Below are 12,623 nucleotides of genomic sequence, written 5' to 3'. Positions count from 1 at the left end.
CACTCTGTACGAAGGAGTACCCCCGATGTCCGACTACACCCCCGCCGCCACCGGCTCCGGGGCGCGCGCCCGCGTCCAGCGGTTCGGCGCGTTCCTCGCCGGCATGGTGATGCCGAACCTGGGCGCGTTCATCGCCTTCGGCCTCGTCACGGCCCTCTTCATCCCGACCGGATGGATCAACACGATCGCCGGCACCACCGAGAACCCGCTGCCCATCACGGTGCAGATCGGGCAGCTCGTCGGTCCGCTGATCTCGATCCTGCTGCCGCTGCTGATCGGCTACACCGGCGGCAAGATGGTCTACGAGACCCGCGGCGCCGTCGTCGGCGCGGTCGCGACCCTCGGCGGCATGCTGTCGCCCGTCGCGCTGCAGCTCGTCGGCATCCAGCTGAACGCCGACGAGCCGGCCGCCGCCCCCGAGAACATCGCGGGCATCGCGCCGAACTTCCTCGCGGCTTTCATCCTCGGACCGCTCACCGCCCTGCTGCTGAAGCTCTGGGACCGCGCCATCGCCGGCAAGGTCAAGGGCGGCTTCGAGATGCTGGTCGACAACTTCTCGGCCGGCATCATCGGCGGCGCCATGGCCGTGCTCGGCCTCTACGTCGTCGGCTGGGCCACCTTCTGGGTCGCTCAGGGACTCGGCGCCGCGACGAACGCGCTGGTCGAGGCGAAGCTGCTGCCGCTGGTGTCGATCATCGTCGAGCCCGCGAAGATCCTCTTCCTCAACAACGCCCTGAACCACGGCGTGTTCACCCCGCTGGGCGCCGAGCAGGCCGCGGGCGAGGCCGGCAAGTCGATCCTCTTCATGCTTGAGTCGAACCCCGGCCCGGGCCTCGGCATCCTGACCGCGATGCTGCTCTTCGGACCCCGTGCGATCCGCCCGACCGTCCCGGCCGCGATGGTCGTGCACTTCCTCGGCGGCATCCACGAGATCTACTTCCCCTACGTGCTCATGAAGCCGATCCTCGTGATCGCCGCGATCGCGGGTGGCGCCACCGGCGTGCTGTGGGAGGTCATCTGGGGTCTGGGCCTGCGGGCTCCCGCCTCCCCGGGATCCGTGATCGCCTGGATCCTGGTCTCGCCGCCTGACAACGTGCTGCTCAACCTGGTCGGCATCGTGCTGGCGGCCGCGGTCGCGGCGCTCGTCGGCTCGGCCCTGCTCAAGTTCGGCCGCGGTGAGAGCGCAGCTGACGAGGCGATGAACCTCGAAGCGGCTCAGCAGAAGTCGGCGCAGAATAAGGCACAGTCGAAGAACCAGCCCGCGGCCGACGCCGCGAGCTGACCCGACCACCTCACTCATCGAAGGAGAGACCCTCATGGCAACCATCGACGGATCGAACGTCAAGAAGCTCATCGTGGCCTGCGACGCGGGGATGGGATCGAGCGTCATGCTCGCCTCGACCCTCAAGAAGCAGCTCGCCAAGAGCGGCGTGACGGTCGAGCACTCGCCCGTCGCGCACATCCCGGCCGACGCCGACGTGGTTGTCACCCAGGCGAGCCTGGCTGAGCGCGCCCGGGGCGTCGTGCCCGACGTCCCGGTCGTGCCCTTCCAGCTCTTCATGGGCGACCCCTCGGTCACCAAGGTCGTCAAGGCGATCCTGAACGGCGAGACGGTCGAGGTCTGATCCGATGAGCGACGAGTCGAAGCCCCTGACCGAGCTGCTGGCCGAGCAGTCCATCCGACTGGATGCGACGGCGACCGACCGCGACGACGCGATCCGTCAGGCGGGCCAGGCCCTGCTCGACGCGGGGGCGATCGACGCCTCGTACATCGACGCGATGCTCGAGCGCGAGAACTCGGTGTCGACCTTCGTCGGCGAGGGTGTGGCGATCCCGCACGGCACCCTCGCCGGCAAGGAGGCGGTGAAGGACGACGCGCTCAGCGTCATCCGCTTCCCCGCCACGGTCGACTGGGACGGCAACGAGGTCAGCGTGGCCGTGGGGATCGCCGCGAAGGGCAACGGGCACATCGCCCTGCTCTCGCAGCTCGCGACGATCCTGCTCGACCCGGAGAAGGCGGCCGCCCTGCGCGGCGCGACGACCCCGGAGACGGTCTACGAGCTGCTCGCCGCCACTGACGAGGACGAGTAATCAGCTCGTGAGAGTCGCGAGGTTCCACGCCCCGGGCGACATCCGTCTCGAGACGGATCCCGACCCGGTGGCGTCTGACGACGAGGTCGTGATCCGCGTGCGCGCGTGCTCGACCTGTGGAACCGACGTCAAGATCTCCCGCTCGGGCCACCCGAACATGTCTGCTCCGCAGGTCATGGGCCACGAGATCGCGGGAGAGATCACCCAGGTCGGCGCGCGCGTCGACGGGTGGAGCGTCGGGGATCGCGTGCAGGTCATCGCCGCGATCCCCGACGGCACCTGCCGGGAGTGCCGTTCCGGCTTTCCGGCGGTGTGCCGCAACCAGCTGTCGATGGGCTACCAGTTCGCGGGCGGCTTCGCCGAGCACATGATCGTGCCGCGCGAGGTGCTCGCGGTCGACGGACTGAACCGCATCCCGGACACCCTCTCCTTCGCCGAGGCCTCGCTGGCCGAGCCGCTCGCCTGCGTGCTCAACGGCCAGCAGATCGCGGGCGTCGGCGACGGCGACACGGTCGTCGTGATCGGCGCCGGCCCGATCGGCTGCCTGCACGTGCGGCTCGCGCGGGCCCGCGGATCCGAGCGCGTCATCCTGATCGACCTCAACGCCGAACGCCTGGCGGCCTCGGCCGCGCTCGTGCAGCCCGACCTGGCCCTCGCGGCCGGCGACGGCGACATCGTCGAGCAGGTTCTCGAAGCGACCGGCGGCGACGGCGCCGACGTCGTCATCACCGCCGCCGCGTCAGGCCGAGCCCAGGAGCTGGGCCTGCAGATGCTGGCCCGCCGGGGTCGGCTCAGCCTGTTCGGCGGGCTGCCGAAGGACGCCGCCGTCATCGCGCTGGATGCGAACCTCGTGCACTACCGCGAGCTCAGCGTGCTGGGCGTCAACGGCTCGAGCCCCGCCCACAACGCCGAGGCGCTGCGCCTCATCGCGACCGGCGCCGTGCCGGTCGCCGACCTCATCACCCACCGCCTCCCGCTCGAGCAGGTGCTCGACGCGATCGAGCTCGTCGCCCGCGGCGAGGCCATCAAGGTCACGATCGAGCCCTGACCTCCGGCGGTCCGCCGCCGTCCGACTTCGACTTCCGACCACCACGACCCCCGACCCTCAGGAGGATCCCATGCCCGAACGCACCGTCACCGTCGCCTCGAGCGTCGGCCTGCACGCCCGCCCCGCCTCGCTCTTCAGCCAGGCCGCCGCGAAGGTCGGAGTGCCCGTCACGCTCACCTCGGCCGCCGGCAAGTCGGTCAACGCCGCCAGCATCCTCGGCGTGCTCTCGCTCGGCATCGGCTCGGGCGAGGAGGTCACCCTGGCCTCCGATGCCGAGGGCTCGGAGGGCGCGCTCGACGAGCTCGTCGCGCTGCTGTCGCGCGACCTCGACAAGGAGTGACGACCCGCTGATCGTCCGGTCCGGTCGGTGGACCGTCCGGACCACCGCGTGCCAGGCTGGGGCTCATGGCGAATGAACCCCAGCCCGGCCGCGCATCCACCGAGCTCGACGCCGTCGCGGAGCGATGGATCGACACCCAGCTGGAGCTCTTCCCCGAGTTCCACGTCTACCTCGGCCGCCCGGGCCGCGAGGGCGAGTACTCCGACTACTCGCCGGCCGGCTCCGAGCGCGCCGTCGCCGCGATGCGCGCGACCCTCGACGAGGTGCGTCGCGCGCCCGTCGCCGACGAGATCGACCGCGTCACGCAGCTCGACCTGAGCCGCGAGCTCGAGCTCGAGATCGCGAAGCACGAGGCCGGCTTCCCCCTGCGCGACCTCAACGTGATCGCCTCGCCCGCGCAGGAGCTGCGGGACATCCTCGACCTCGAGCCGACCGCCATCCCCGAGAACTGGGAGGCGATCGCGACCCGCCTGCGCAATCTGCCGGGCGCTCTCGACGGCTACGTCGCGACGCTGCGCGAGGGCATCCGCACCGGCGTCGTGCCGGCCGTGCGCCAGGTGCGCGAGGTCGCGACGCAGGCCCGCCGCCAGGCCGCCGCCGACGGCTTCTTCGCCGAGTTCACCGGCTCGGCCACGGCCGACGGCCACGAGCTGCCCGAGTCGCTGCGCACCGAGCTGGGCCGCGCCGCCGAAGGCGCCACGGCCGCCTACGGCCGCCTCGCCGAGTTCCTCGAGCAGGAGCTCGCCCCCGTCGCGCCCGAGAAGGACGCGGTGGGCCGCGAGCTCTATGAGCTCGCCTCGCGCGGCTTCCTCGGCGCCGTCGTCGACCTCGACGAGACCTACGAGTGGGGCATCGAGGAGCTCGCGCGCATGACCGCCGAGCAGGAGTCGATCGCCGCCGAGATCGTCGCGGGCGGGGGAGTGGCCGAGGCCATCGCGTTCCTCGACGCCGACCCGGCGAGCAAGCTGCACGGCACCGAGGCGCTGCAGCGCTGGATGCAGGAGACCAGCGACCGGGCGATCGAGGAGCTCGGCCGCACCCACTTCGACATCGCGCCCGAGATGCGCGCGCTCGAGTGCCGCATCGCGCCGACGCAGGAGGGCGGCATCTACTACACCGGCCCCTCCGACGACTTCGCGCGCCCGGGCCGGATGTGGTGGAGCGTGCCCGAGGGCGTGACCGAGTTCGACACCTGGCGCGAGCTGACCACCGTCTACCACGAGGGCGTTCCGGGCCATCACCTGCAGATCGCGCAGGCGACCTTCAACAAGGCCGAGCTCAACACCTGGCGCCGCTTCGCCGGCACCTCGGGTCACGCCGAGGGCTGGGCGCTCTACGCCGAGCGCCTCATGGCCGACCTCGGCTACCTCGACAGGCCGGCCGACCGCTTCGGCATGCTCGACGGGCAGCGGATGCGCGCGGCCCGCGTCGTGCTCGACATCGGCGTGCACCTCGAGAAGCGGATGCCCGGTTCCGACCGGGTCTGGACGGGCGACGACGCCTTCCCCTTCCTGCGCGCCAATGTGAACATGCCCGACGAATTCGTGCGCTTCGAGACCAACCGCTACCTCGGCTGGCCGGGGCAGGCGCCGTCGTACAAGGTCGGCCAGCGCATCTGGGAGCAGCTCCGCGACGAGTACCGCCGCCGCGAGGGCGCGGCCTTCGACATGAAGCGCTTCCACCAGAAGGCCCTCGACATCGGCGGCGTCGGCCTCGACACGCTGAAGTCGGCGCTGCTCGACTGACCGCTCCGGCGTCCACCCCCGGTCGGGGGATCGGACGCGCGCACGATGGCACCTACGCTCGATGAAGTCGAAAGGGCCTCATCATGCGCCGTGCCATCCGCGTGCTCGCGCCCGCTCTCGTCGTGGTGACCCTCCTCGCGGGCTGCGCACTGCAGCCCTTCGTCCGTGGGATGGGCGATGGCGACGCCGGTGCATCGAGCGCCGACGACTCCGCACGCACGACGCAGGTCGGCGCCGACGAGGGCACCTGCGCCGACCCCGATGGCAGTGACCTCGCGGCCGAGTGGAGCGCCACATGGCGCGAGGCCTGGGGGCTCGCGCCGTACTCCGGGGCCGTCGACGCCGAGCTCCTCTTCGATGTCGCGCCATCCTGCGTGCTCGCGGGCACCTCATCCTGGGGTGGTGGAGGGGTCGACGACTGCGCGGGCTGGGACTGCGACGCGCAGTTCCCTGACGGCGCTTTCGTGCAGGCCTACTACTACGCGCGGGATCCGGCCGAACTGCGCACGGCACGCGACGCGCTGCTGGCGCGTCTGCAGGCGCGAGGATTCGAGCTGATCGATGATTACGCCGGCGGCGACGACCTCGGCGACCTCTTCATCGAGTACTACCGCGATGCGGACGGCCCGGACGGGAGCCACGGGATCGCGATCGCGCTCGGAGGGCCGGGAGACGACGACGGGCTGTGGCCGGGGGTCGTCTCGGTGGGGCTGGTCTACGCCGACATCACGATCGTGACGCTCGCGCCCGGCGCCGACCACGACAGCTGATCCCATCTGACCGCGGGGAATGGATGCCGTGGTTGAACCGTTTCCCCGGGATGGCTAAGCTAGACCGTCGCTTCTCTGCGACATCCCATCCGCACGCCGTCGGCGAAGCATCGTGATCACTCGCGTGAGACCGGTCCTCTTCCTCCGGAAGCACGTCGTCGTCGGCCTGACATGACCCCCGGGCATCCGCCCCACGGAGCAACCACTACATGACTACCGCTACGACCGCCACGGCCCCCAAGCAGATCGCGATCGACGACATCGGATCCGCCGACGACTTCCTGGCCGCGGTCGAGAAGACGCTCAAGTTCTTCAACGACGGAGACCTCATCGAGGGCACCGTCGTCAAGATCGATCGCGACGAGGTCCTCCTCGACGTGGGCTACAAGACCGAGGGCGTCATCCCCTCGCGCGAGCTCTCGATCAAGCACGACGTCGACCCCAACGAGGTCGTCGAGGTCGGCGACACCGTCGAGGCCCTCGTTCTCCAGAAGGAGGACAAGGAAGGCCGCCTGATCCTGTCGAAGAAGCGCGCGCAGTACGAGCGCGCCTGGGGCGACGTGGAGAAGATCAAGGAGTCGGACGGCGTCGTCACCGGCACCGTCATCGAGGTCGTCAAGGGCGGCCTCATCGTCGACATCGGCCTCCGCGGCTTCCTCCCGGCCTCGCTCATCGAGCTGCGCCGCGTGCGCGACCTCACGCCGTACCTCGGCCAGGAGATCGAGGCGAAGATCCTCGAGCTCGACAAGAACCGCAACAACGTGGTCCTGAGCCGCCGTGCGCTGCTCGAGCAGACCCAGTCGGAGTCGCGCTCGACCTTCCTCAACAACCTCTCGAAGGGGCAGGTCCGCAAGGGCGTCGTCTCGTCGATCGTCAACTTCGGCGCGTTCGTCGACCTGGGCGGCGTGGACGGCCTCGTGCACGTCTCCGAGCTCAGCTGGAAGCACATCGAGCACGCCAGCGAGGTCGTCGAGGTCGGCCAGGAGGTCACCGTCGAGATCCTCGAGGTCGACCTGGAGCGCGAGCGCGTGTCGCTGTCGCTCAAGGCGACGCAGGAGGACCCGTGGCAGGTCTTCGCCCGCACCCACGCGATCGGCCAGATCGCCCCGGGCAAGGTCACCAAGCTCGTCCCCTTCGGCGCCTTCGTGCGCGTGGCCGACGGCATCGAGGGCCTCGTGCACATCTCGGAGCTCTCGACCAAGCACGTCGAGCTCGCCGAGCAGGTCGTCTCGGTCGGCGACGAGGTCTTCGTCAAGGTCATCGACATCGACCTCGACCGTCGCCGCATCAGCCTCTCGCTGAAGCAGGCGAACGAGGGCATCGACCCCAACTCGGCCGAGTTCGACTCGGGCCTGGCCGCGCTGTACGGCATGGTCACCGAGTACGACGAGCAGGGCAACTACAAGTACCCCGAGGGCTTCGACCCGGAGACGGGCGAGTGGCTCGAGGGCTTCGAGGCGCAGCGCGAGGCCTGGGAGGGCGAGTACGCCGCCGCTCAGACCCGCTGGGAGGCGCACAAGGCGCAGATCCTGGCGGCCGAGGCGGCCGGCGACAACGACGACTTCCTCCCGAGCACGTCGTCGAGCTACTCGAGCGACAGCAACTCCGGCACCCTCGCCGACGACGAGTCGCTCGCGGCTCTGCGCGAGAAGCTGTCGGGCAACGCCTGATCGCACGTCATCGGCTGATCCAGCCGAGACCCGCTTCGGAAGCCGGTCGACACCTCGTGTCGGCCGGCTTCCGGCGTATCACCACCGGGCCTGCTGCAGGACCGCCGTCGGCGAGTGGATGCCGCATCCGGCTGGCTAGGCTGGATCGGTGAGCTGGATCGGACTGACCGGAGGCATCGCGGCGGGCAAGTCGGCGGTCGCCGCACGTCTGGCCGAGCACGGCGCGGTCGTGATCGACGCGGACGTGGTCGCGCGCGAGGTCGTGGAGCCCGGCACGCCGGGGCTCGCGGCCGTGGCGGAGGCCTTCGGCCCCGAGGTGCTCGACGCGGAGGGCGCGCTGAACCGGCCCGCGCTCGGCGCGATCGTCTTCCGCGACCCCGAGAAGCGCGGGGTGCTCGAGGGCATCCTGCATCCGGCGATCCGGGAGCGCACGCGCGCGTTGCGGGATGCCGCTCTCGCCCGCGACTCACAGGCGGTGGTCGTCAACGACGTGCCGCTGCTGGTCGAGTCGCGGGGGAGCGATCACGGCTTCGACGAGGTGCTGGTCGTGCAGGCGCCGGCCGAGGAGCGCATCCGGCGCATGGTCGAGCTGCGCGGCATGGAACGCGCGGAGGCCGAGCGCCGCATCGCCGCGCAGGCGAGCGACGCGCAGCGCGCCGCGGTCGCCACGCGGATCATCGACTCCAGCGGAACCCTCGAGAGCACGCTCGCCCAGGTCGACGCCTGGTGGACGCAGCACACGGCGCTCGCGTCGCCCTCAGCACACGCCGCTCACAGCCCGCACACACCCGGCGCATCGGCCGCTCAGTCCGACGCCGGTAGCGTGGAGCGGTGAACGACGCCCGAACTCCCGATGGCGGCAGCGCCGACGATCCGGTCGCCGCGTCGACCGGGACCCTGGATGCGCTGCTCGCGCAGCGCGCCGCGCAGAGCCCCGACGCGGTCTACCTCGAAGACGCCCGCAGCGACCGAGCCCTGACCTTCGCCGAGCTGCGTGAGCTGACCACCGCCTGGCGCGAGCGGTTCGGCGAGCTCGCGCTGCGCCCCTCGGCCGCCGTGCTCGTCGACCTGGCCGATCCCCTCGCCTTCGCGGTCGTGCACCTGGCGGCGATCGCCCACGGACTCCGGTCGCTGCCCGTCGACCCCTCCGCCGCGGCGGGCGAGCCCGCGCGTCTGGCCGGACTCATCCGCGGCGCCGGCGTGCTCGTGAGCGACGGCGACGACGACCGCGCGGTCGCCGGCGTGGCGCGCATCCGCCCCGCCGATGCGGAGAGCGGCGGTCTCCGCCCCGATGTCGTCGAGTTCCCCGCCGACGCCGGTTCAGCCGCGACCGTGCCGGTCGACCCCGCCGAGCCCCGCGAGACCGGCTCGGCCGTGCTCTTCACCTCCGGCAGCACGGGGACGCCGAAGGGCGTCGAGCTGCCCGAGCCGCAGCTGCTGTTCGTCGCGCGTCAGGTCGTCGACGACCTGCGCCTCGAGCCCGGCGATCGCGGCTTCAACTCGCTGCCACTGCACCACGTCAACGCCGAGGTCGTCGCGCTGCTCGCGACGCTGACGGCGGGCTCGACGCTCGTGCTCGACCGCCGCTTCCGGCGCACCGGCTTCTGGGAGCTGCTCGCCGAACGGCGCGTGACCTGGCTCAACGCCGTCCCGGCCATCCTCGCCGTGCTCGCCCGCTCGGGTCCGCTCGCGCCGCCCGCGACCCTGCGCCTCATCCGCTGCGCGTCGTCGCCCCTGCCCGACCGCATCCGCGAGCAGCTCGACCCGATCCCGCTCGTGCTCAGCTGGGGAATGACCGAGGGCGCCAGCCAGATCACGGCGACCGACCCGACCCCGGCGGCGAGCGCGGAGGGCGTCGGCCTGCCGCGGGGGAGCGAGGTCGTCGCGCGCGGCGACGACGGTGCGGCGCTGGCCGCGGGCGAGGTCGGCGCGCTCTGGATCCGCGGACCCGGCGTGATCGATGGCTATCTGTTCGGCGCGGCGGCCGACCGCTTCGACGCCGACGGCTGGCTGCGCACGGGCGACCTCGGCGCGGTGGATGCCGACGGCCGGGTCAGCCTGGTCGGCCGCGACGACGACGTGATCAACCGCGGCGGCGAGAAGGTCTATCCCGGAGAGGTGGAGGAAGTGCTGCTGCAGGACGAGCGCGTGCAGGAGGCGGTCGTGATCGGCCGCCCCGATGAGGTGCTGGGGGCCGTGCCGGTCGCCTACGTGATCCCGGCGCCGGGCGTCGAGCGCTCCGAGTCCGCCGACGCCGAGCTGGTCGCCTCGCTCACCGCGGCCGCCGATCGGGGGCTCGCGCGCTTCCGTCGCCCCGTCGAGATCGCGGTCGTCGCCGACCTGCCGCGCGCCGCCGCCGGCAAGGTGCAGCGCAGCCGCGTGCGCGAGCTCGACGCCCCGAGCGGCCCGGCCGCCCCCTCCGGTCCCACCGGCCCGACCGCGCCCTCGGCGCCGGCCGGAGCCGCCGGATGAGCGCCGCCGCCACCGTCGTCACGAAGGCACGTCACCTCTACGAGGTGGATGTGCTGCGCATCCTGACCTTCGCCTGCGTCATCGGCGTGCACACGACGAGCCATACGGCCCGCTCGGAGGACGTCGGGCTCTACGGCCTGCTCGCCCTGCTGCACTTCACCCGCGAGGTGTTCTTCTGGCTGACGAGCTTCGTGCTCGCGCTGAGCTACCTGGCCAAGCCGACGCCGCTGAAGAAGTTCTGGCCGAAGCGCTTCCTGCTGGTCGGCATCCCGTATCTGACCTGGACGGCGATCTACTTCCTCGCCTCCAACATCCAGCGCGACGACCTCGAGTGGAACGACATCGGCGGCTTCCTCTACCGCGTCGTGACCGGCACCGGCTGGTACCACCTGTACTTCCTGCTCGTGACGATGCAGGTGTACCTGCTGCACCCGCTGATCATGTGGCTCGTGCGCAAGACGGCCGGCCGGCATGCGCTGCTGCTGAGCGTCGCGGCGGTGTTCCAGCTCGCGATCACGGCGGTCTACATGTACCTGCCGGGCTCGCTCGGCTTCGTATCGTCGAACTCGAAGATCTTCTTCTTCAGCTACCTGTTCTTCATCCTGGCCGGGGCGGTCTGCGCCTGGCACAAGGATGCGTTCCTGGGCTGGGTGCGCGGCAACCGGCGGCTGATCGCCGTGATCACCGCGGTCGGCGCGCTCGTGCTGCTGACCTGGTGGTGGATCGCGCACCTGCAGGGGCTCTCGCTCTACCGCGCCGGCACGCCGCTGCAGCCGATCATGATGGTCTGGTCGGCCGCGATCGGCCTCGGCTTCCTCGCCCTCGGCACCTGGTGGGCCGATCGCCGCGACCCGGCGAGCTTCACGGCGCGCGCCGTCGACCAGGCATCCGACCGCTCCTTCGCGATCTTCCTGATCCACCCGCTGCTCATCTGGGTGCTCGGCTGGGCCGGCGCGGGCTGGCTCGCCTCGGTCGTGCCGAGTCCGTGGCTGACCCTGCTGGTCTACGTGACCGTGATCGCGGGCTCGATCGTGTTCGCCGAGATCGCGCGGCGCACCCCGGCCAGCCTGCCGCTGACGGGGCGCCGCTACCAGCGCCGCCGCGTCGGCGGCTGACCGCTCAGGCCACGCGCTCCTCGGCCGGAGCGATCGGGTCGACGCGCTTCGGGCGCATGACCGCGGCCAGCACGGTCGCGGCGACGAGGATGCCGATCGACAGCCCGAACGGGAAGCCGAAGCTGCCGGTCGAGTCGGCCAGCGCGCCGATGATCGGGGGCGAGACGATGCCGGCGATGCCGAAGCCGGTGTTCATCATGCCGCTGGCCGTTCCCGACCAGGTGGGCGCGACATCCATCGGGATCGACCACAGCTGCGCGTTGGTCAGCTCGAGGAAGAAGAACGACAGCGCGAGCGACACGACGGCGACCCACAGCGGCGGGGTGAAGACGACCGGCAGCAGGCAGACGACGCAGCCGATGAAGCCGATCAGCAGCAGCGTCTTGCGGGCGCGCAGCGCGTCGCCGGTGCGCACGTAGATGCGGTCGCTCCAGACGCCGCCGAGCGTGTCGCCGATCACGCCGCCCGCCAGGATGACCGAGGCCAGGATGCCGGTGCCGGTGAGCGCCTGGTCGTAGGTCTCGGTGAGCAGGGTCGGGATCCAGGTGAAGAACACCCAGGCTACCCAGCCGTAGCCGAAGTCGACGATCGTGACCGGCAGGATCGAGCGGATCAGGCGCTTCCACGGCACCGGCGGGCGGTCGGCGGCCTTGGGGATGTCGGGGATCTCCGACAGCTCCTGACGGCTGATGCCCTTCATGTCGCGGGGGCGATCGCGGAAGAGCATGTACCAGACGACCGCCCAGCCCATGCTGACGACGCCGGCGGCGATGAACGAGAAGCGCCAGTCGACCAGGCCGATGAGCCACGCGACGACGAAGGGCGCGGCGGCGGTGCCGAGACGGGATGCGGAGTGCACGATGCCCTGCACGAAGCCGTTGCGGTCCTGCGGCACCCAGCGGCTCATGGCCTGGGTCGCCGTCGGGAACGTGGCCGACTCGCTGAGGCCGAGCAGGCCGCGCGCCAGCAGCAGCGTCACGAGGCCGACCGCCATGCCGGTGAAGAGCGTCGAGACGCCCCAGAGCAGACCGAGCACGAGCAGGCCGAGGCGCGGGCCCATCTTCTCGCCGACCCAGCCGCCGAGGATCTGCAGCGAGACGTAGAAGGCTGAGAACACCGAGGCGAGCAGGCCGAACTGGGCCTTGTCGAGGCTGAACTCGTCCATGATGTGCGTCGCCGCGGTCGAGATGTTGGTGCGGTCGAAGTACGCGATGAAGTACATGACGCACAGCAGCACCACCACCCGGGTGCGTCGACGGTGCAGAAGCGGGGTGGGACGCACGGGGGAGGGCGCGGTGACGCTCATCGGATGACCTCGGATCGCGGGTTTCGGGGGCGCAGGATCACCCGGGAACGCTACTCGTCCACCCTA

At 71.1% G+C, this 12,623-nt stretch carries 12 protein-coding genes; 11 read left to right on the top strand and 1 reads right to left on the bottom strand.

Going from position 1 to position 12,623, the window contains the following annotated elements; genetic code table 11:
- The first annotated feature begins 25 nt into the window (after positions 1-25).
- The 11 genes from FJ658_RS12990 to FJ658_RS12940 all read left to right on the top strand — a co-directional run bounded on the left by FJ658_RS12990 (position 26) and on the right by FJ658_RS12940 (position 11,251).
- Positions 26-1,282 carry a PTS transporter subunit EIIC gene (locus FJ658_RS12990; protein ID WP_141145784.1) on the top strand — a complete coding sequence of 419 codons (1,257 nt, stop codon included), beginning with the start codon at positions 26-28 and terminating at the stop codon, positions 1,280-1,282.
- 34 nt (positions 1,283-1,316) lie between these two features.
- Entirely contained in the window at positions 1,317-1,625 is a 309-nt protein-coding gene (locus FJ658_RS12985) for a PTS lactose transporter subunit IIB (RefSeq protein ID WP_141145783.1), read from the top strand.
- A gap of 4 nt (positions 1,626-1,629) precedes the next feature.
- On the top strand, positions 1,630-2,091 hold the full coding sequence (locus FJ658_RS12980) for a PTS sugar transporter subunit IIA (protein ID WP_141145782.1): 462 nt from the start codon (positions 1,630-1,632) through the stop codon (positions 2,089-2,091).
- Between the two features lie 7 nt (positions 2,092-2,098).
- On the top strand, positions 2,099-3,139 hold the full coding sequence (locus FJ658_RS12975) for a zinc-dependent dehydrogenase (protein ID WP_141145781.1): 1,041 nt from the start codon (positions 2,099-2,101) through the stop codon (positions 3,137-3,139).
- Between the two features lie 70 nt (positions 3,140-3,209).
- The gene (locus FJ658_RS12970; protein ID WP_141145780.1) at positions 3,210-3,479 is read left to right on the top strand and encodes an HPr family phosphocarrier protein; all 270 of its coding nucleotides are present in this window, start codon (positions 3,210-3,212) and stop codon (positions 3,477-3,479) included.
- A gap of 65 nt (positions 3,480-3,544) precedes the next feature.
- Positions 3,545-5,224 (top strand): DUF885 domain-containing protein, encoded by a 1,680-nt coding sequence (locus tag FJ658_RS12965; RefSeq protein ID WP_141145779.1) that lies wholly within the window; start codon positions 3,545-3,547, stop codon positions 5,222-5,224.
- Positions 5,225-5,307: 83 nt separating this feature from the next.
- On the top strand, positions 5,308-5,994 hold the full coding sequence (locus FJ658_RS12960) for a hypothetical protein (RefSeq protein ID WP_141145778.1): 687 nt from the start codon (positions 5,308-5,310) through the stop codon (positions 5,992-5,994).
- Between the two features lie 209 nt (positions 5,995-6,203).
- Positions 6,204-7,664 (top strand): 30S ribosomal protein S1, encoded by a 1,461-nt coding sequence (gene rpsA / locus FJ658_RS12955; RefSeq protein WP_141145777.1) that lies wholly within the window; start codon positions 6,204-6,206, stop codon positions 7,662-7,664.
- A gap of 148 nt (positions 7,665-7,812) precedes the next feature.
- Positions 7,813-8,499, top strand: a complete 687-nt coding sequence (gene coaE, locus FJ658_RS12950) for a dephospho-CoA kinase (protein WP_141145776.1) — start codon at positions 7,813-7,815, stop codon at positions 8,497-8,499.
- Positions 8,496-10,136, top strand: coding sequence for a class I adenylate-forming enzyme family protein (locus FJ658_RS12945; protein ID WP_141145775.1), 1,641 nt, complete (start codon positions 8,496-8,498; stop codon positions 10,134-10,136). Before coaE ends, FJ658_RS12945 begins: the two co-directional genes overlap by 4 nt.
- A complete protein-coding gene (locus FJ658_RS12940) occupies positions 10,133-11,251 on the top strand; it encodes an acyltransferase (RefSeq protein WP_141145774.1) in 1,119 nt (372 codons plus the stop codon). Before FJ658_RS12945 ends, FJ658_RS12940 begins: the two co-directional genes overlap by 4 nt.
- A gap of 4 nt (positions 11,252-11,255) precedes the next feature.
- Here the strand turns inward: FJ658_RS12940 and FJ658_RS12935 are convergent, their stop codons facing one another.
- Entirely contained in the window at positions 11,256-12,557 is a 1,302-nt protein-coding gene (locus tag FJ658_RS12935) for an MFS transporter (RefSeq protein ID WP_141145773.1), read from the bottom strand.
- Positions 12,558-12,623: the final 66 nt, after the last annotated feature.

This window comes from Schumannella sp. 10F1B-5-1, assembly GCF_006517535.1.
Lineage (GTDB): Bacteria > Actinomycetota > Actinomycetes > Actinomycetales > Microbacteriaceae > Schumannella.
The sequence above is the reverse complement of the archived record's forward strand: the minus strand, read 5'-3'. Positions and strand labels throughout refer to the sequence as shown.